Origin of the sequence: Brachybacterium sp. AOP29-B2-41 (genome assembly GCF_052378395.1) — a bacterium.
In the GTDB taxonomy this organism is placed as follows: Bacteria; Actinomycetota; Actinomycetes; order Actinomycetales; family Dermabacteraceae; genus Brachybacterium.
This window is the reverse complement of the sequence record NZ_JBQSXR010000030.1, coordinates 1-19,364: the sequence shown is the minus strand read 5'-3', so window position 1 is coordinate 19,364 and position 19,364 is coordinate 1. Positions and strand designations below refer to the sequence as shown.

Genomic DNA, 19,364 nt, shown 5'->3' with positions numbered 1-19,364 from the left:
GCCCACCTGTCACGAAAGAGATCTCCATGTCAAAGTTCCGAGTCGGCGTCATCGGCGCCGGCAGCATCGCCCAGTGCCACCTCACCGCGTATTCGAAGAATCCCGATGTCGAGCTGATCGCGGTCGCTGACATGAATCTCGAGCGGGCGCAGTCCGTGGCCGATGAGTTCGGCGCCCGACGTGCGTACGCCGATCCGCAGGAGCTGCTCGCCGACCCCGAGATCGACGGCGTCTCCATCTGCACCTGGAACAACTCGCACGCCTCCTGGGCGATCGCCGCCATCGAGGCGGGTAAGCATGTGCTGGTGGAGAAGCCGATCGCCCGCACCCTCGCGGAGGCCGAGCAGATCCAGCAGGCGGTCGAGGCGAGCGACCGGGTGGTGCAGGTCGGCTTCGTGCGCCGCCATTCCCCGAACTGCCAGGTGCTGAAGTCGTTCATCGACGCGGAGGAGCTGGGAGAGATCTACTACGCCAAGGCCAGCTGCATTCGCCGGGTGGGCAATCCCGGAGGCTGGTTCGCGGACAAGGAGATCTCCGGCGGCGGCCCGCTGCTGGACATCGGCATCCATGTGCTCGACCTCTGCTGGTACCTGATGGGCAGCCCCAAGGTGGTCTCGGTCAGCGGCAACACCTACGACAAGCTGGGCAGCCGCGGGAACGTCACCACGATGCCCCGCTACAAGGTCGCGGACTACGACCCCAGCAGGAACACCGTCGAGGATCTCGCCAATGCGGTGATCCGTTTCGAGAACGGCGCCTCGTTGCTGCTGGACTGCTCGTACTCGCTGCATGCCACCAAGGACTCGATCGATGTCTCGGTATACGGCGAGAAGGGCGGCGCGGTGCTCGAGCCCGCGCTCCATATCGCTACCGAGATGCATGACTCGGTGGTGAACATCGAGCCGCAGATCGCCTCCCGCACCTTCGAGCTCGGCACTGGCTTCGCCAACGAGATCCAGAACTTCGTGGATGCTTCGCTGGGCCGTGCGGAGTCGATCGCCCCGGCGTGGCACGGGGTCGAGATCGTGCGCATCCTGGAGGCGATCTACGAGTCGGCAGCGGCGGGTCGGGAGATCTCTCTCGTCTGAGGTGGGCACGGGGAGGGACATGCCACCCCTGTGAGACCCCTGCTCGTACCGCGGGGCGCAGTGCGAGGGGGTCCCTCACATCGATGTCAGGTCCGCCAGGAGTTCTCTGCGAGCGTGGCGCTCTCGCCCTTCGAGCTGGCCCCGGGGTCGGATCAGAACGGCGGTTCGGTCTCGTCGCGGGTGGCGCCGGGTGGGATGATCCGGCGCCCTCCTCGGCCGGGGTGTGCCGTCGCGAAGGCTGCGGCGCGCTGCTCCGCAGCCCTCTCCGCGCGGGGGCGGGCCTTCTCCTCAGCATGGAGGCGGACCGCCTCATCGTGGACGCGCTGGTGTGCTTGCGAGGCGCGCTGCATCGCCATGACGGTGTGCGGGGTCAGGAGGTCGGTGTCCTCTCGGGCGCGCGCACGGATCTCCCGGTCGATCATCCATGTCGTCTCCAACGCCCCGGCAGTGGTGGTGCCGTCACCCTGTCCGGGGTCGTCGGCCGGGTCTCGTTCGGGGTCGATCCGTCCTGCGGTCTTCATCTGGTGGTGCTGCCAGCACAGTCGATGCAGATTCCACAGCGAGGTCTGCCCGCCCTGATCAGGGTGGTCGTGGTCGTATTCGATGATGTGGTCGTCCTCCGCCGCCATCGCCGTCGGCCGACTGCAACCAGGGACCGCGCATATGGGGTGGCGCAGCCTCAGCAGGAGCCGCATCTGTGCGGTCGGCTGATACGTCGTGGCGGTGACGGGGAGGTACGCTCCCGTGATCGGATCCGTGAGGATCCGCTGCCAGGTGCTCTCCCCTGCCGCGAGCTCTCGCGCGAGCTCCGCCGGGATCGGGGTCATGCCGTCCAGCATCGCCGGTGCTTCATCAACGCCCATCAGCGTTGTCGCCGGGACCGTGACGAGCAGCTTGTACGGCGTCGAGGTCTCTTCCACTGTGTCGAGGTCCAGGATCGAGTGGGTCAGGATCGCGTACCGCAGGGTCCGCAACGACATCGCCGCGCCGCGTTCGGCCAGGTCACGGTCGATGTCGAAGGGCAGCGGGCCCTCCTCTCCCGCCTCCAGCGCAGCCCGCTGTGCCTTCTGCACGGTCCGGGATGCGACGTCGAGCCGGTGCGCAAGCGCCTTGATCTCTAGAATCGGGCCCGTCACCAGCAACGATGCCGTGCCCTTCTCGGTGTTGATGTCCACGATCTCCACGTCGCGCGCCATCACGGGCGGGGTAGGCAGGTCTCCTGCGGTCGCGAGCTTGACCGCGAGCCGGACCTGCCTCTCATAGGTGTCCTGCGAGATCGATGGCAGCTCCACCGCCGCCATATGTGCATCCACCTCACGTGCCTGCTCCTCGGTCAGCTGACGAACTCGGCGAAGCAGATAGTGGTGCCAGTCCTCCGGCAGATCTCCGCGCCGCAGGTACGTGAAGGTCGATGGCATCCACTCGACGGCGGCATGTGCGTCGCGCACCTTCGCCCACGCCTGGAAGTACGTGCAGCGCAGCCCGGCGGCGACCTTCAGCGCTGTCATATCCGCGTCCTCCAGCGCCCCGCGGACCTCAGGGTCCTCCCGGAAGAACGTCGCGAGCTGGCGGAGGTGATGGGCATACAGGCTCGCCCGGGTCCGCAGCGTGCGATGCAGGGCCAGCACCCGCCCCGCCTCGAGGCTCCCCTCCTCGACCTCCTCCAGGAGGTACTTCTCATCCAGCACCCGTCGCGCCCGCACCGACCACTCCGTCAGCTCTGCCGCAGCGTCGGGCGGAGGCGCGCCCTCGGGCGCAGGCGCCCCTTCAGGGGGCAGCGCGTGCTTGGAGGGCAGCGCATCCTCCGCATCACGCTCGAACCCCTCATGGTCCTCGAACTCACCCACCGAGCTCACCCCCTCCCACACTCGAGACCTTCACGAATTCGCCGGGAGGAAGCACCCATACATTGGGAGCGAGCACCCGTGCTCTTCGTCAAGACTATTCGTCATCGCCCACCTACCCAAGCGTCATCAGCAAATGGGGATAAAGTTGTGGAAAAACCACCCGTGTGGAGGAACGGTCGCCTGAGCCAAGGTCACCGACGACCCATTGCCCCTGTTCCCGCAGCTTTACTTTCGCACCCCGGGCAGGCACGACATGACCAGCAGAAAGTGCGCAATTCTCAGCACAGATAATGCCGCGGTCGGCACCCGAGAAAGGCTCTGTGCACACCTCATTTCCACGAGTCAAGACAACGCCGGAGAATGTGGATAAGCCACACCTGTGGAGGATCAATAGTGATGATGCCGCGAGCATCTCGTTCACCAGCCTCACGGCAGTGGATCCGTGCGCAGACCCACCAAGGGATCATCGCCGGCTGTCCCGTTGTCAGGCCGTGGTCAGCTGCCCGCGTTCAGGCTCCTCGATGGAGTCACCCCCGCGCCTCCGCCCCACACACCACCGCTCGCACCACGCCCCCAGGTCTACGGGCCGTCCAGGACGGCGTAAGGTCGACCTATGACGGAAGAACGCACCACGTACCTCCTGGTGGACGGCGAGAACATCGACGCCACGCTCGGGGTCTCGGTCCTCGGCCGACGCCCCCAGCCCGACGAGCGTCCGCGATGGAACAAGCTGCTCCACCATGCGGAGATGTCGTGGCAGCAGGAGGTGAAGGGCCTCTTCTTCCTGGCCGTGGAGGACAGCCTGCCCTCCGGCTTCGTCCAGGCGCTGATCGCCATGGGCTACAAGCCCGTCCCGCTGCGCGGTGAGGGCAAGGTCGTGGACATCGCGATCCAGCGCACTGCGGAGGCGCTGCTGGCCCGTCCGGCGGACGTCATGCTGGTCAGCCACGACAAGGACTTCGTCCCCCAGATGGAGAACCTGGCCGCGACGGCCGGGCGGCGCACCGCACTCGTCGGTTTCCGCGAGTTCATGGCAGCAGATCTCCAGGACATCCCGGGGATCGAGTTCCACGACCTCGAGTACGACGTCGCCGCGTTCACGAGCCGGCTGCCTCGGGTGCGGATCATCAACATCGACGAGTTCGATCCGCTCGAGTTCATCTGAGGCCCCGCAGAGTCAGCCGGGGCTGCCGCACGTGGAGATGTCCGCGTCACGTACCGGTGCATCACACGAGCAGGTCACACGGATGATCAGCTCCTTGCGAGTGAAACCTGCTCACATCCACTTGCTGCGCTTGAAGATCACGAAGAGCAGCACGCCGAGGGCGATCATCATCCCGATCGCCATCGGATAGCCGTACGCCCAGTGCAGCTCGGGCATGTCGTCGAAGTTCATGCCGTAGATCGCACCGATCAGCGTGGGAGCGAAGAGGATGGCGGCCCAGCCGGAGATCTTCTTCATGTCCTCGTTCTGGCGCTGCGCGACCAGGGTCGCGTTGACGTCAAGGATCTGGGAGAGGGCATCACGCAGGTCCCGCACGCGCGATGCGGCCCGCGCCAGGTGGTCGCCGACGTCGTCGAGGTAGGCCTGCAGCTCGCCGCGGATCTCGTACTTCCCGAAGCCGGCCTGGAGATCGTCGATCACGTCGCGCAACGAGGAGATCACCTGCTGCATGTCGATGACCTCCTGGCTGAGCCGATAGATCCGCTCGGCGACCGCGGCATCGCCGCTGAACACCTGCCGCTCGATCTGCTCCTGGTCGACCCGGAGACCCTTCAGCACGGGGTCGTAGCCGTCGACGATCGTATCGAGCACCCGGTAGAGCACGGCCTCCGGGCCAAGCTCCAGGAGATTGACATCCTCGAGCACCGTGCGCTCCCGACGGGTCGAGGTCAGCGGATGCTCGTCGTCCAGCTGCGGGCCCGGGGTGCCGTCGATCCAGGTCCCGTCCTGGCACAGCACCGCCACAGCGCCGGGTCGCAGCAGCAGATGGAACTCCGCGAAGTCGACCTCCTCCTCGGCATCTACGTAGCGGGCCGAGCGCACCACCAGGAACAGGACGTCTCCGTACCGCTCGAGCTTCGGACGCTGATGCGCGTTGAGCAGGTCCTCGAGCAGCAGGGGGTGCAGGTCCCAGGAATCGCCGAGCTCCATCACCTGCTCGCGGTCTGGCCGCGGATAGAAGAACATCACCATCCGGTCCGGGGCCGCGCGCGAGAATGCCAGGGCATCGGCTATCGAGTCCCCGTCGGGCTGGCGGCTGGGGACGCCTCCGGCGACGTAACGAGTCGTTGGCGCCGCATCGCCGCTGTGCTGGGTACGCCCGTCCGCGTGCGCACGGGCCCGATCGGGGCGGCGTTTCCTGGACGGGCCGAGTCGTCGCACAGACATCCCTCTACTCCTCTTTCCTCTCCCCACAGGGAGTCGTCATACATCGTCCCGGGCGTGGCGCTCGTGGCGACCGGGTCGTGATCGTGGCGATCACGCCGGCAGCGTGACCACACCCTCCACGAAGCCGATCACGTCCGCGATCACCTCATCGCGATTGGTCTCGTGGAAGATCTCGTGCTGGGCACCGGGGTAGGTCTTCACGAAGGTCTGCGGGCCCCGCAACGAGTTCAGCCCCTCCCAGCTGGCGGGGAGGGGCACCAGACGGTCCGCCTCGCCGTGCAGGTAAAGCAGCGGATGCTCGCCCACGCTGCCGACCTCGTCGATCGTGGCCATCGCCTGCTGCAGGCCCTCAAGGGTGGGCCGAGCGAAGTCGCCGTGCCACACCAGCGGGTCTGCGACGTAGGCCTCGCCCACGGCAGGGTCACGGGACAGCGTGCAGGGGTCGATCGGCGTCGACGGGATCTCGTCGAGCGCGAGCAACTCGTCCACGGTGGCCCAGGAGCCGAGCACCGGGCCGGAGAGTACGGTCGCCGCAAGGGAGTCCGAGTGCAGCTGGGTGTAGCGGGCGGCGATCATCCCGCCCATGGAGTGGCCGATCAGCACGACCGGCATTCCGGGATGCTGGGAGGCGGCATGCTGGACCACTAGGTCGAGATCGTCGACCACCGGCGCGTAGTCGCTGATCAGCACCCTCTGGCCATCGCTGCGGCCATGGCCGAGGTGGTCGGCGGCATAGACCGCAGCGCCCGCCGCCTGCAGCTGGGCAGCGACCCAGTCATAACGGCCCGTGTGCTCGCCGTAGCCGTGAGAGAGCACGGCAACCCAGCGTGGGGCGGGGCGGGTCCAGGCACGGCCCGCGAGGGTGCCGCCGTGGCCCACGAGGGAGAACTCAGCGGCAGTGGAGTGGGCGTCAGGACTCATGTGGCCATGATGCCCCGTCCTCGCCGCACCTTCTGCCCGTCGTCCTCGTCTCCCGCCGATGCTGGACTGCGGTCACGCCAGATCAGCCGCACCGGGATCCTGGTCTGCGCGACCGACGCCGGGCCCTGCGCGATCGAGAGGCCGGACCCCGCTCGATCGTAGCGCCCACCCGAGTTCTTCTGTCCTGACAATTGAGGCCTCCTCTGCCATATCCACCGTATGATGTGAACGACACCTCTGACGGAGGTGTCCATGAGCCCGCATGCATCCGATCCGTCCAGCACTCCAGGTCCCGATGGTTCACGTCGGCCGGTGGTGACGATCTGGGAGGAGTACGGCTCGGGTGCGGATGCGGTCGGTCGCGCCGTCGCCGAGCGGCTGGGACTTCCGTATCACGCGCAGGCATTCAGCTCGGAGGACATCGAGGCGGAGGGCGCACCGCAGGACCAGTCCGCCACCGCGCAGACGATCCAGAGCCGGGTCAACCTCTCGCAGGTGCTCGCAGCGATGGGCGGCGCCTTCGGCGGCGGGGACGGGATGGAGTACGTCGACGCACAGCGCGATAAGCGCGAGCTCATCGACGACAACAACGCCACAGTGCGCCGCTACGGCGAAGAGGGCGGCGTCATCGTCGGCCGCAACGCGACCAAGATCCTCGCCAACCGGCCCCGCACCCTGCACGTCCTGCTCACCGATGCTGCCGAGAGCCGCGTGGCGCGGACGGCAGAGCTGGCGGGGATCTCCCTGCAGCAGGCGGAGAAGCGCCGCCGGCAGGACGACAAGGTGCGCACCGACATGTCCACCTCACTCTATGGCTGGGATCCGCGAGAGCCGGTGCATTACGACCTCATGATCAACACCAGTCGCATCCCCCAGGCCACCGCGGTGGAGGCCATCGTCCATGCCGTGGAGCGCGCCGGCAGGCTGGATTCCTGACCGACGCGGACATGAAGAACCCCGGTTCATCTCGATGAACCGGGGTAATTCCTGCGGTGCGCAAGGGGGGACTTGAACCCCCACGCCGTTTCCGGCACACGGACCTGAACCGTGCGCGTCTACCAATTCCGCCACTTGCGCATTCCTTCGGCACCGGGACTCTAGTCACCAAGACCGAAGATTCCACTAGGTTACCCCTGCAGTACCTTCAGCCCAAGCCGACGCCCCGCACAGTAACGAACGCCACGTCCCGGCAGGTGTGAGCTCGGCTCAGCGCATCGATTCCGCCTCGGCGAAGGCCTCCTCGATGTCCGCCGGGTCGATGCGACGGCGGGCCACAGCGATGTAGAGCACCGTCGCCGCGAGCACCGCGGGGACGCCCACCATCGCGGCGATCTGCATGCTCGGCCGCACCGTGATGGTCGCGAAGACCGCCGCGAGTCCCACCAGGCCGACGATCGCGCTCCCGATCCCGCCCGGCATGTGGAAGGTGGCGCCGGTGACGTGCCGCCGCCGGTAGGCGATGAAGGTGCACAGGATGAGCGCCCAGACCAGGATCACGGCGAACACGACCAGGCTCATCATGTAACCGAAGACGCCGCCCACGCCGCTGAGGTTCAGCAGAGCCGCACCGAGCAGGCCCACCGAGCTCAGGGCGATGCCGACCACGGGAACCCGGTGCTTCGTGGTGCGGGCGGCGAAGCGGGGTGCCAGGCGATCCACGGCCAGGGAGTGGATCATCCGGCTGCCGGCGTAGAGATTCGCATTGGCCGCCGACAGAGCAGCGATGAGCACCAGCAGGTTGGTGATGTGGGCGGCGCCGGGGATGCCGAGCTGGTCGAAGACCATCACGAAAGGGGAGGTGGCGACGTCCTCGCCGGTGCCGGCGGCGGTGCGCCACGGCACCAGGCACAGCACGATCGCGATGCAGAACACATAGAAGAAGGACAGTCGGACCACGGTGGTGCGCGCGGCGGTCCGGATGGAACGGGCCGGGTCCTTGGCTTCAGCGGCAGTGATCGACAGCAGCTCGATGCCACCGAAGGAGAACATCACGACTGACAGCGCGATCCACACCGGCGCCCAGCCGTTCGGGGCGAAGCCTCCGTCGGCCGTGAGCTGGGCGAGCCCGGGTGCGGGGGTGTCCGGCAGGCCGAAGAGCACCAGCACCGCACCGACCAGGATGAAGACGAAGACGGCGATCACCTTGATGGAGGACAGGAAGAACTCCACGATGCCGAAGGAGCCGACGCTGATGAGGTTGATCGCGATGATCAGCGCGGCGAACAGCAGGATCCCGGCCCAGATCGGGATCGCCGGCACCCAGTAGGCGAGGTAGGCGGCGCAGGCCACCAGCTCCGCCCCGGTCACGCACACCGTGACGATCCAGTACAGCCACCGGGTGAGATAGCCCCAGAACGGGGAGAGGTAGTGGGCCGCGAGGGTGCCGAAGCCGCCGCGCACGGGATGGCGGGAGGCCATCTCCCCCATCGCCAGCGCGACGGTGGCGGCGATCAGGGAGCCGAGCGCGAAGGAGATGATCACCGCAGGGCCGGCGATGCCGATCGCTTCGCCGGAACCGAGGAACAGGCCGGTGCCTAGCGCGGAGCCCATGGCGATCATGGCCATCTGGCCATGCCCCAGGGAGCGGGCGAGCGAGCCGTGAGGCGTGGACACGGTGTCACGGGGTGGAGAAGTCACCGCTCGAGCGTAGCCCCCGCGAGTCGCGCCCTCACGCCCGGCCGATCCGAGTCACATCATTGCGGGGAGCTCACGCCCCGCGGTAACGGTCGATCGCCTCCTTGGCCTCCTTGAGACCCGCGCCGGTGTGCTCGCGATACGCCTTGATGGCCTGGATGGTCCGACCCTCGGCGACCAGGCGCACGCACTCCTCAGGCATGCGGGGGCCGACGCCGCTCTCCAGCTCGCGCAGCTCTGCACTGCTCACGCCAGCGCGCGCGGCGAGCTCGTCCACGAGTCCCTCGAGGTCGCGGACCCGTGCCTGGAGCGTCTCGATCTGCTTCTGCTGCTGCCTGCTGCCGAACATGGGGGCCTCTCTCTGACTGCAGCGCTCGCACTGCAGAGTTCTCACTGCAGCGCTCTCACTGCATAGGTCGATGGATCAGGGCGAAGGTCACGGGGTCGCCGCTCGCGGAGAGCGTGGGGTAGAGCTGGGCCTCGAAGGGTGCCGGGCTGGCGTCCTGGGTGCCGGTGCAGCGCACCCCGGTGTGGCCGGTGCTCTCGCCGACGATGCCTTCGCAGGTCTCGAGCGTATCGCTCAGGCCGAGGCTCTCGAGCTCGGCCTGGACCCGTTCGACCAGTCCCTCCTGCTCGAGCAGCGCCGGGTCGTCGAAGAACAGCGCGGTCGGGCCGTAGTGGACGCTGACCTCGGTGTCCATCACCATCTCGGCCTGGACCTGGGCGAGCTGGCCGGCGACCACCAGGGAGTGGTCCTCCTGGCCGGAGACTCCGCTGAGCACCGGGTAGGCCGTGACCGGGTCCTGGGTGGAGGTGACGGTGCAGTCCACCGGGCTGCTGCTGCCGCCCTTGAGGGTGTCCTGGCAGGTGACGTCCGCCGGTTCCACGCCCGCGACTCCGGCGGCGATCTCGGCGAGGCGGTCCGGTGCGACGTCGCTCCCGGGGGAGTCGTCGGTGGCCATCGGCGCGAGGCTCAGCACCGGGAACTCACCGACCGGGGCGTATCCCTCCGAACGACCCTCGCCTTCGGTGGTCGCCTCTGCCTCCGTCGTCGCGGCTCCTGTCGGTGCAGCCGCTGCCGTGGTCTGCGCAGGGGTCGCTGAGTCCTCGTCGTCCCCTCCGCCGCTGCAGCCGGACAGCGCGAGGGCGAGTGCTGCGGCACCGGCGGCGGCGAGAACCGAGAATGGTCGTAGGGTCGTGCGCATGCGTCCCCCTGCTGCTCGTGCGGTGCGGCGTCCCGGGCTGCTCAAGTCCCCCGCAGAACGTACCCCATCAGGGTCGATGCAAAGAAGCGCCCCGCACCATCGCTGGTGCGGGACGCTTCTGGCCGGCCCGAGGGCCGAGGGGCTGATCAGGCCTGGGCTGCAGCGCCCTTCGCCGCGATGACCTGCACGAGCAGGTTCGCGAAGATGTCCTCGTGGAGACGGACGGTCGCCCTGTGCTCGCCGAGCGAGCGGATCGGGGCCACGAACTCGACCGTGCGACGGTCGATGTCCTTGTCGAAGATCGCCTTGACGCCCTCGGCGACCTCCTTGGAGGAGACCGCACCGAAGAGACGGCCGTTCTGGCCGGCGCGCTCGGCGATGACGACGGGCTTCGACTCGAGCGAGGCCTTCAGTGCCTGCGCCTCTTCGATGCTGGCGATCGCACGCTTGCCGCGTGCCGCACGGATCTGGTCGAGCTGACGCTGGCCGCCCTTGGTCCACGGGGTCGCGAGACCGCGGGGCATGAGGAAGTTCCGGGCGTAGCCGTCCTTGACGTCGACGATATCGCCGGCGGCGCCGAGACCCGAGACCTCGTTGGTGAGGATGAGCTTGGTGGTCATGTGTTTCCCTTCCTCGCTCAGCGACCGGAGGTCGAGTACGGCAGGAGAGCGATCTCGCGGGCGTTCTTCACGGCCCGCGCGATCTTGCGCTGCTCCTGGACGGACACGCCGGTGACTCGGCGGGCGCGGATCTTTCCGCGGTCGGAGACGAACTTGCGCAGCAGCGCAGCGTCCTTGTAGTCGACGGTCTCGACTCCCGCGGCCTTCAGCGGGTTCTGCTTCTTCTTCGGGGGACGAAGTGAGGGCTTGGCCATCGTGGTGCTCCTTCTTTCTGAGGGGAGCCCGGGCATGCACCCGGGATGGAATGGATCAGTGTGTTGCGTCGATCGCCGAGGCGATCAGAAGGGAGGGTCGTCGTACCCGCCCTGGTTGCCGCCGCCGGCCCAGGGGTCGGCTGCCGGGGCGCCCTGCGGCGCACCCTGCGGCGCGTTGCTGTAGCCGCCCTGACCACCCTGATTCCCACCGTAGCCACCCTGGCCACCGCCCTGCGGGGCGCCGCCGCCGAAGCCGCCACGGCCGCCTCCGCCGCCGCCGCCGCGCTGGACCTTGGTGGCCTTCGCGGTGGCGTACTTGAGGGAGGGACCGATCTCGTCCACGTCCAGCTCGATGCTGGTGCGGTTGTTGCCCTCACGGTCGGTGAAGGAGCGCTGCTTGAGACGCCCCTGCGCGACGACGCGGGAGCCCTTCTCGAGCGATTCCGCCACGTTCTCCGCGGCGTCGCGCCAGATGGAGCAGCGCATGAACAGCGCCTCGCCGTCCTTCCACTCGTTCGACTGACGGTCGAAGGTGCGGGGGGTGGACGCGATGGTGAACGACGCGACCGCAACGCCGGACTGCGTGAAACGCAGCTCGGGGTCGGCGGTCAGGTTGCCGATCACCGTGATGACGGTGTCATTCGCCATGGGGGCTCCTCTGCTCCAGGATGGGGTGGGGTGGTGCGGGGGTCAGCGACCGCAGGTCACTTGGCGTCGTCGCGCGGGGCCTTGACCTTGTCGTCGAGACGCATGACCTTGGTGCGCATGATCGACTCGTTGAGCCCGAGCTGACGATCGAGCTCCTGCGCGGTCGATGCCTTGGCGGTGAAGTTCAGGACGATGTAGATGCCCTCGGACTTCTTATCGATCTCGTAGGCGAACTTCCGCTTGCCCCAGACGTCGACGTTGTCGATGGTGCCGCCTTCGGTCGGAACGACCTGGACGAGCTTCTCGAAAGTTGTGGTGACGGTCCGTTCGTCGACGGACGGGTCGAGGATGACGACCATTTCGTACTTACGCATGTTCTTGTACCCACCTCCTGTGGTCTCTGCGGCCACGGTCTCTCCGTGGCAGGAGGGTTCATGCCGCCCGCTAGAGCATCGGCGATGCACGTCACGGACCGGCCCAGCCTACCTGCGCGCTGGACCATCGGCCAGAGGAGGCCGACGGGTGCGCGGCGCATCACAACGACGCATCACAGCGGCGGACCACAGGTCGAGCGTGGATCAGCTGCGCGGCGGACGACCCATCGCCTTCCTGACCCGGGCATACCAGCCCCCGGTGCTGATCCCGCCGGCGATCCCGCCGCCGGCGACCACCCCGGCGGTGCGACCCTGGAGCTGCGTCCCGCAGCGGTCGCAGAGCTTCCGGCCGGTGATCGAGGTGTACGCCTTGCCGCGGATCTTCCTATTGCACTGTTCGCATCGCATGACCCGATGGTGCCATCTCAGACGGGGCGGGTGCCTCCGCGGCCGTTCGTGCCCGAGGTCGCACCGGGGAGGGCATCGACAACGTCGTCCTTGCCGGAATTCCCGCCTCCGCGACCGGCGCTGGTGTCCCCGCCGCCCTGCTCCTCAGAGGTGGGCTTCTCGGTGGGCTGCGTGTTGTCGCCGCCGTTCCCGTTCCCGGGCTTGGTGGTCGGATCCGCCGGCTTCTCGCTGGGCTTCTCCGAGGGCTTCTCGCTGGGCTTCTCGGAGGGTTCCTCCGACGGCTCCTCGCTCGGCTCCTCGGAGGGTTCCTCGCTGGGTTCCTCCGACGGCTCCTCGCTGGGCTCCTCCGTCGGCTCCGGCGCCTCCGTAGTGGGCGGCGGGGGCGGCGGGGGCGTGTAGCTCCGCTCGCGGTTCTCGTTGTCCAGTCGGACCTTCTCGGGGAAGTCGAGCATCTCCTGACCCTCGAGGGAGGGTGCCATGATGTCGCCCCAGACGTCTGTGGGAGCCGTGCCGCCGGTCATGTTCTTGGCCCCGCCGAAGGGAGTGAGGGTCTCCTCGGAGCCGTCCTCACCGGGCTGGAACATGCCCACCGCCGTCACCAGCTGCGGCGTGAAGCCCACGAACCAGGCGGAGCGGAACTTCTCCGAGGTGCCGGTCTTGCCCGCCACCGGGCGGCCGTCCATGGTGTCCAGCAGCGATCGTGCGGAACCCACCTTCGGCGGGCCCTGCAGGGCGACGGTCGCGTTGATCGCCACCTCCTCGTCCATCGCCTGGGTGTCCGTGGCCTCGTGCTGGTAGCGCGAGGAGCCGTCGGGCCGGGTCACGGACTCGACGATGAAGGCGTCCCGGTGCACGCCGCCGGCGGCGATGGTCGCGTAGACCTCGGCCATCTCGACGACGGTCGGCGAGGCGGAGCCCAGCACGTTGGAGGGCTCGGCGTTCAGGCCGGGGGTGCCCTCGGGCAGGCCCAGCGAGATCGCCGTGTCCATGGTCCGCTGCGGGCCGATCTCGAGGTTCGCCTCGGCATAGGCGGTGTTGATCGAGCTGGCGGTGGCCTTCTCCAGGCTCACCCGGCCGTAGTCGACGTCGTTGAAGTTGTTGACCTCCCAGCCGCCGGGGACATCGGGGAAGTCCTTCGGGGAGTTGCCGTCCCAGCGGGAGTCCAGCGGGAAGCCGTCCTCGAGCGCGGCGATCAGGGTGAAGGTCTTGAAGATCGAGCCGGCCTGCATCCGTGACTGGGTGGCGTCGTTCTGCGCCTGGGCGACGTAGTCCGGACCGCCGTACATTCCACGGATCGCTCCGGTCGACGGATCGAGGGTCACGGTGCCGACGCGGTTGTTCTCGGGCCGGTCGTCCGGCAGGTTGTCGACCGCCTGGACGGTGTTGTTCTGGATCGTCGGATCGATCGTGGAGACGATCGTGAACCCGCCGGTGTTGATCTCGTCCTCGGTGAAGCCCGCCTCGATCAGCTCGCCCCGCACCTGCGCTAGGAGGTAGCCCTTGGTGCCTCCGAGCGAGTTCTCGTTCTTGGGCTCGATGGTTTCGGGGAAGGTGAGCGCGTCGCCCTCTGCGGCGGTCAGCTGGCCCTCGTTGACCTGCCGGGTGATCACGCGGTCCCAGAGGCGCGTGGCCTCCTCGGGGTTGTTCGCGGGGTCGTAGGACGAGGGGGCGGGGATCACGGCCACGAGCAGAGCCGCCTCCGCCTCGGTGAGCTCGGAAGCGTCCTTGCCGAAGTAGGCCTGCGAGGCCTCCTGCACGCCGTAGGCGCCACGGCCGAAGTAGATGGTGTTGAGATAGCGGGAGAGGATCTCGTCCTTCGACAGCTCCTGGTCGATCTTCAAGGCCATGATCGCTTCCTTGGCCTTGCCCACATAGGACGTCTCGGTGCCGGTGTAGTACCGCTCGACGTACTGCATGGTGATGGTCGATCCGCCCTGCCGGGCGCCGCCCTGGAGGTTGTTGACCATCGCGCGCACGATGCCGCGCGGCGAGACGCCGCGGTTCTCGTAGAAGCTCGAGTCCTCGCTGGCCACCACGGCCTGCTTGAGGCTTTCCGGTATCTCGTCGGCCGGCAGCTCGGTGCGGTTCACCTCGCTGAACTGGCCCATCTCGGTCTCGCCGTCCGCGTAGTACACGCGGGAGGTCTGAGCCAGGGCGAAGTCCGAGGGCTCGGGGAGCTCGGTGTCGTTGTACAGCCAGACGGCGAAGCCGAGCCCGGCCAGCACCATCAGCGCCATCGCGCCGACGATCATGCGCAGCGAGGGGATCCAGCGCCAGGGGTTCTTCGCCCCGGCCCGCGGATAATTCAGGAAGTTCGTGGCCGCGGCCTTCTTCTTAGTGCCCTTGCGGCCCTTGCCGGCTGCGGCGGTGCCGGCGTGGCGGGCATTGACCGAGGTGCGGGGGGTCGGTGCCTTCGCTCCTGCGCCGTTCTTGGCTCCGGCACTGCTCTTGGCTGCTGCGCTGTTCTTCGCTCCTGCGCTGGTCTTCGCCGAGGCGGTGCGGGAACTGCCCTTGGCGTCCGCCCCGGAGGCGGAGCTGCGGCCGGTGCGGCTGGCGCCCTTGGCGGCAGAGTGCTTCGCGTCAGGGCCCTTCGCGGACTTCGCTGCAGACGTCGAGGAGGATGCGCGGCGCACACCGGCTGCGCGGCGTGCACCACCGCCCGCCGAGTTCTTCGACGAGCCGCGGGACGAGCGTCGGGAATCGCTCATGACTGCTCCTGGTCCTACGAGGGGGCGGACGGTTCCGCGCGCACCGCTGGTGCACGGCCTCCCAGTATGAGCACGACGTCCCGGCCGACGGAACTCCCTGGCGTCGAAGCACACAGGGTGTGCACGTCCGGTGCGGCCCTGCTCACACCTGCCGGGCGGCCCACCAGGCGCGGAGCTCCTCGATGGCGCGCTCCTCGCCCAGCGGACCGTGCTCCATCCGCAGTTCGAGCAGGTGCTGATAGGCCTCTCCCACCACCCGGCCGGGCGGGAGGTCCAGGATCTGCATGATCCGGTTGCCGTCGAGGTCAGGACGGATCTTCCCGATCTCCTCCTGCGTGGCGAGGTGGTCGATGCGCGCCTCGAGCTCGTCATAGGCGAGGGCGAGGGAACGGGCCTTGCGGCGGTTGCGGGTGGTGACGTCGGCGCGGGTGAGGCGATGCAGCTGCGGCAGCAGGTCGCCGGCGTCGGTGACATAGCGGCGCACGGCGGAGTCGGTCCATGGCGACTCGACATAGCCGTGGAAGCGCAGGTGCAGCTCCACCAGGCGGGCGACCTTCTTGGTGGTGTCCTTGTCGAAGGTCAGCGCGCGCATCCGCTTCGCGGTCATCTTCGCCCCCACCGTCTCGTGGAAGCGGAAGGTGACCACGCCCCCCTCCTCGAAGCGCCGGGTGGCGGGCTTGCCCACGTCGTGCATCAGCGCGGCCAGGCGGAGCACCAGGTCAGGGCGCTCGCAGGGACCTCCGGAGCCGGCCGGGGACTCGAGGTCGATCGCCTGGTCGAGCACCGTGAGCGTGTGCTGGTAGACGTCCTTGTGGTGGTGGTGCTCATCGACCTCGAGCTGGAGTGCGGGCAGCTCCGGCAGCACGTGCGCGGCCAGGCCCAGAACGGTCAGCAGCTCGAGCCCGCCCCGCGGGTCGGCGCCCAGCATGAGCTTGACCAGCTCTTCACGGACCCGCTCGGCGGAGACGATCGTGATGCGTTCCGCGAGCTGCTCGATCGCGTCGGCCGTCGTGTCCTCGATCCGGAACCCGAGCTGGGAGACGAAGCGCACCGCTCGCATCATCCGCAGCGGGTCGTCGGTGAAGGACTGGGCGGGGGCGACAGGGGTGCGCAGCAGGGTGCGGGCGAGGTCGCCCAGCCCGTCGAAGGGGTCCACCAGCTCGAGCGAGGGGAGCCGCACCGCCATCGCGTTGACGGTGAAGTCCCGGCGGGACAGGTCGCCCTCGAGGCTGTCGCCGTACTCGACCTGCGGTTTACGGCTGGTGGGGTCGTACGACTCGGTGCGATAGGTGGTGATCTCGACCTTCACCCCGTCGCGCACCCCGCCCAGGGTGCCGAAGTCGCGGCCCATGTCCCAGATCGCACCCTCGCGCGTCCATCCGCGCAGGATCGCTTCGGTCTCGTCGGGCCGGGCGGAGGTCGTGAAGTCCAGGTCGGCGCTGGAGCGTCCCAGCACTGCATCCCGCACCGGACCACCCACCAGGGCGAGTTCGTGCCCGGCCGCCTCGAACAGCCGTCCCAACTCGTGGATCTCCTCGGGCAGCGCCCGGAACATGGAGGCCGCCCGGGTGCGGGCGGTGTCGAGGCGCGCGGCGGTCTCGTCGACGGGATCGGTCACGGGAGGTCCTGTCCTGGTTCGGTGCGGTGCTGTTCAGTGCGGTGGCGTTGTAGAGGTGTCGTGCACCTGCAGGCCCCTACGGTAGCGGCCGCTTACAGTGTCACCATGCCGTCGTTCCCGCTGTCCGTGCGCCCGGTGCTCGCGGCGCTGCTGACGGCACTGGTCATGGCCTCATCAGTGCTGGTGAGCGGCTCGTCGACCCTGATTCCTGCCGCGCATGCGGCGCCGGCGCCGCCTGCTGCACCCGCCCCCGCGGCACCGCCGGGAACGAGCGCGGATGCTGCCGTGAGCATGGATCTCGTCTCTCTCACCCCCACTTCCCTCGCGCCGGGCGGGACTCTCGAGGCGCAGGTCGAGGTGACCAACACCTCCTCCGAGCCGCTGTCGGACCTGTCCCTCGATCTGCGCACGCGCAGCGCTCGGGTGACGGATCGCGCCGTCCTGGCCGACTGGCAGTCCAACAGCTCCCCCGACACCTCCGGGACGGCGCTCGCCAGCTCACCCGCGCATCCGCAGCTGGCACCCGGGGAGAAGACCCTGCTCACCGTGCAGATCGCAGCGGAGGAGCTGGACTACTCCGCAGAGCCCTACTTCTGGGGCACCCGGCGGCTCTCGCTCACCGTCACGTCGGAGGAGCAGCCGCTGAGCACCCTGCGCACCTTCGTGGTGTGGCGGCCCGCGGACGCCACCGACACCATCACCCAGTCGGTGCTGCTGCCGCTCGCCTCGGAGGATGCCTCCGCCGCGGTGAGCGACCCGGAGGCGTTCGCGAGGTCCTCCGAGTCGGGCCGGCTCGCGTCGGTGCGGGGCCTCGCAGAGCGCGAGGACGTGGACTGGTGGCTCGATCCGGCGCTGCTGGATCCGCCGCAGATGCCCCTCGAGAACGATGCCGACGGGCCGGCCGAGGGCGATGCGGACGAGGACCTCCCCCTCGGCCCGGTGCGTGAATACGCGCCCGATCCACGCTCCGCCGAGCTCGCCGCCCTGCTCGAGGAGTCCATCGGCGAGCGGACCGTGCTGGCGATGCCCTATGCCCAGGCGGACCCGGTCAGCCTGCAGCGGGCGGGGGTCGAACGCCTCGCCGGGGTGGTCCATGACCGGGGCGATCAGGTCTGGGAGGAGCACGGGATCGAGCCCCGTGCCGCAGCACTGCCGGTGAACGGCACCGTCGCCGATCCCGAGCAGCTGGACTCCGTGCTCGCCGCGGGCGGGACCTCCGCCATCATCCCCGCCAGCTCGCTGCGGGAGTCCCTGAGCTCCACCGTCACCCCGAGCTCGGTCGGCATCTACGAATCGGCGCGCACCCCCGGCGCCCAGCTCCAGCTGCTGACCCCTGACCCCGAGCTCTCCGCCGAGTTCTCGCTGCTCACCGAGGGGTCCGATGCCGAGCAGACCCAGCAGCGGCTCCTCGCGGAGACCGCGACCATCGCCTCCGAGTACGCCAGCGCACCCCGACATCTGCTGATCTCCCCCTCGGCGGATGCGGTGCTGGACCCGGCGGCGGCCAGCGCCGCGCTGGATGCCCTGGCGGAGGCGCCCTGGATCGAGGCGGGCCGCACCAGCGCCCTGCTCGATACGGCCGATCACCAGGACTGGAGCACGGACCCCCGCAGCGAGAGCGAGGAGCTGTACGCCCTGGGACGCATCACCCCCGAGGACGTGCACCCCAGCGGGCCCACCGACAACGGGCGCTGGGGCACTCTGGCGGAGGCAGAGGAGCCGCAACTGCTGGATCCCGCCGCGCTGATCGAGCTCGATGCCGCCTGGGAGCAGGTCGACACGCTCGCCGCGGCGATGGACGACGACTCCCCGCTGGATGCGTCCCGGCTCGAGATCCTGGCCGGCACCTCGCTGCGCTGGCGCGGCGAGCCGGAGATCCCGGCAGCCCGCGCCGAGGATGCCTCCGCCCGCGCCGCGCAGCTCCAGGACCGCATCGAAGTGGTTCCCGCCTCGGGATACAACGTCATCTCCGACGCCGTGAGCGTCCCGATCACCATCAGCAACGACCTGGACACCCCGATCACGGTGCGCATCCAGGTCACCTCCGACCGTCCCCTGGTGAAGATCGGTGAGTCAAAGATGGTGGAGATCCCCGCTCGGGGCCAGATCGACGCCGCCGTGGACGTGGAGGCGATCGCGAACGGCACCGTCACCCTCACCACCGTGCTCACCACGGAGGACGGCCGCGCCCTCACCTCCCCGGTCGACGTCCCGCTGACGGTCAACCCCTCCTGGGAGAACTGGACCACCCTGCTGCTGGTGATCGCGATGGGTCTGCTGGTCGTCGTGGGAGTCGCGCGGGCCCGCCGCACCGGATCCTCGACCCGGGCACCGGCCATCCGCGGTCCCGAGGACCCGGTGGAGCTCTCCCGCTCCGGCCGCTCCACGCTCGACACCAGCGCCGCCGAGGAGGTCTGGTCGCGCAGAGCGGACACCAGCACCAGCACCGACGCGACCCCAGATCCAGACCCGAGCACAGCGCACCAGAGCACGACGGACCAGAACGAGGAGGGCCACCGATGAGCACAGCCCGCCGAGTCCAGCACGTCCCTCGCCATCGACGCCACGGCACCCCCTCGAGCCGCTCGACCCTGCTGCGGGCCAGCGTCCTGATGGCCGCGGGGTCGATGGTCTCGCGTCTGCTCGG

Annotated in this window: 18 protein-coding genes and 1 tRNA gene; 4 read left to right on the top strand and 15 right to left on the bottom strand. The window is 68.8% G+C overall.

The features are described 5' to 3' along the window. Positions 1 to 26: 26 nt before the first annotated feature. Positions 27 to 1,088, top strand: a complete 1,062-nt coding sequence (locus ACT3T9_RS17865; protein ID WP_442332352.1) for a Gfo/Idh/MocA family protein — start codon at positions 27 to 29, stop codon at positions 1,086 to 1,088. Between the two features lie 152 nt (positions 1,089 to 1,240). On the opposite strand, the gene ACT3T9_RS17860 is transcribed toward ACT3T9_RS17865, so the two are convergent. Then, positions 1,241 to 2,935 (bottom strand): HNH endonuclease signature motif containing protein, encoded by a 1,695-nt coding sequence (locus ACT3T9_RS17860; protein WP_444607207.1) that lies wholly within the window; start codon positions 2,933 to 2,935, stop codon positions 1,241 to 1,243. 613 nt (positions 2,936 to 3,548) lie between these two features. Between ACT3T9_RS17860 and ACT3T9_RS17855 the strand changes: the two genes are divergently transcribed. Continuing rightward, the gene (locus tag ACT3T9_RS17855; protein ID WP_441444873.1) at positions 3,549 to 4,100 is read left to right on the top strand and encodes an NYN domain-containing protein; all 552 of its coding nucleotides are present in this window, start codon (positions 3,549 to 3,551) and stop codon (positions 4,098 to 4,100) included. 111 nt (positions 4,101 to 4,211) lie between these two features. Here the strand turns inward: ACT3T9_RS17855 and ACT3T9_RS17850 are convergent, their stop codons facing one another. The 3 genes from ACT3T9_RS17850 to ACT3T9_RS17840 form a co-directional block, all read right to left on the bottom strand. Continuing rightward, complete coding sequence (locus tag ACT3T9_RS17850; protein ID WP_444502069.1) at positions 4,212 to 5,327, bottom strand: magnesium and cobalt transport protein CorA; 1,116 nt, start codon at positions 5,325 to 5,327, stop codon at positions 4,212 to 4,214. Positions 5,328 to 5,417: 90 nt separating this feature from the next. Further along, entirely contained in the window at positions 5,418 to 6,248 is an 831-nt protein-coding gene (locus ACT3T9_RS17845; RefSeq protein WP_444592031.1) for an alpha/beta fold hydrolase, read from the bottom strand. Then, complete coding sequence (locus tag ACT3T9_RS17840) at positions 6,245 to 6,439, bottom strand: hypothetical protein (RefSeq protein ID WP_444607206.1); 195 nt, start codon at positions 6,437 to 6,439, stop codon at positions 6,245 to 6,247. The genes ACT3T9_RS17845 and ACT3T9_RS17840 overlap by 4 nt, the downstream gene beginning before the upstream one ends. 61 nt (positions 6,440 to 6,500) lie before the next feature. Here ACT3T9_RS17840 and ACT3T9_RS17835 point away from each other — a divergent pair, with 61 nt between their 5' ends. Continuing rightward, positions 6,501 to 7,184 carry an AAA family ATPase gene (locus tag ACT3T9_RS17835; protein WP_441444876.1) on the top strand — a complete coding sequence of 228 codons (684 nt, stop codon included), beginning with the start codon at positions 6,501 to 6,503 and terminating at the stop codon, positions 7,182 to 7,184. Between the two features lie 57 nt (positions 7,185 to 7,241). On the opposite strand, the gene ACT3T9_RS17830 is transcribed toward ACT3T9_RS17835, so the two are convergent. The 11 genes from ACT3T9_RS17830 to ACT3T9_RS17780 form a co-directional block, all read right to left on the bottom strand. Next, positions 7,242 to 7,325: transfer RNA gene (locus ACT3T9_RS17830), tRNA-Leu, on the bottom strand. Between the two features lie 129 nt (positions 7,326 to 7,454). Continuing rightward, positions 7,455 to 8,885, bottom strand: a complete 1,431-nt coding sequence (locus ACT3T9_RS17825; protein ID WP_442332822.1) for an amino acid permease — start codon at positions 8,883 to 8,885, stop codon at positions 7,455 to 7,457. A 70-nt stretch (positions 8,886 to 8,955) separates the two neighbouring features. Then, a complete protein-coding gene (locus ACT3T9_RS17820; protein WP_441444877.1) occupies positions 8,956 to 9,231 on the bottom strand; it encodes a hypothetical protein in 276 nt (91 codons plus the stop codon). A 55-nt stretch (positions 9,232 to 9,286) separates the two neighbouring features. After that, complete coding sequence (locus ACT3T9_RS17815; RefSeq protein ID WP_444607205.1) at positions 9,287 to 10,087, bottom strand: hypothetical protein; 801 nt, start codon at positions 10,085 to 10,087, stop codon at positions 9,287 to 9,289. Between the two features lie 146 nt (positions 10,088 to 10,233). Beyond that, positions 10,234 to 10,707, bottom strand: coding sequence for a 50S ribosomal protein L9 (rplI, locus tag ACT3T9_RS17810; protein WP_441444879.1), 474 nt, complete (start codon positions 10,705 to 10,707; stop codon positions 10,234 to 10,236). A gap of 17 nt (positions 10,708 to 10,724) precedes the next feature. Next, positions 10,725 to 10,961 carry a 30S ribosomal protein S18 gene (gene rpsR, locus ACT3T9_RS17805; RefSeq protein WP_441444880.1) on the bottom strand — a complete coding sequence of 79 codons (237 nt, stop codon included), beginning with the start codon at positions 10,959 to 10,961 and terminating at the stop codon, positions 10,725 to 10,727. Positions 10,962 to 11,045: 84 nt separating this feature from the next. Then, on the bottom strand, positions 11,046 to 11,609 hold the full coding sequence (locus tag ACT3T9_RS17800) for a single-stranded DNA-binding protein (RefSeq protein ID WP_441444881.1): 564 nt from the start codon (positions 11,607 to 11,609) through the stop codon (positions 11,046 to 11,048). Between the two features lie 56 nt (positions 11,610 to 11,665). Further along, positions 11,666 to 11,983 (bottom strand): 30S ribosomal protein S6, encoded by a 318-nt coding sequence (gene rpsF, locus ACT3T9_RS17795; protein ID WP_441444882.1) that lies wholly within the window; start codon positions 11,981 to 11,983, stop codon positions 11,666 to 11,668. A 204-nt stretch (positions 11,984 to 12,187) separates the two neighbouring features. Continuing rightward, positions 12,188 to 12,391 (bottom strand): TFIIB-type zinc finger domain-containing protein, encoded by a 204-nt coding sequence (locus ACT3T9_RS17790; RefSeq protein ID WP_444592035.1) that lies wholly within the window; start codon positions 12,389 to 12,391, stop codon positions 12,188 to 12,190. A gap of 17 nt (positions 12,392 to 12,408) precedes the next feature. Then, positions 12,409 to 15,099, bottom strand: coding sequence for a transglycosylase domain-containing protein (locus tag ACT3T9_RS17785; protein ID WP_444607204.1), 2,691 nt, complete (start codon positions 15,097 to 15,099; stop codon positions 12,409 to 12,411). 142 nt (positions 15,100 to 15,241) lie between these two features. Then, positions 15,242 to 16,717: a CCA tRNA nucleotidyltransferase gene (locus ACT3T9_RS17780; protein WP_441444887.1), complete on the bottom strand. Its 1,476-nt coding sequence runs from the start codon at positions 16,715 to 16,717 to the stop codon at positions 15,242 to 15,244. 105 nt (positions 16,718 to 16,822) lie between these two features. Here ACT3T9_RS17780 and ACT3T9_RS17775 point away from each other — a divergent pair, with 105 nt between their 5' ends. Then, positions 16,823 to 19,240, top strand: coding sequence for a DUF6049 family protein (locus ACT3T9_RS17775; RefSeq protein WP_444607203.1), 2,418 nt, complete (start codon positions 16,823 to 16,825; stop codon positions 19,238 to 19,240). Positions 19,241 to 19,364 lie beyond the last annotated feature (124 nt).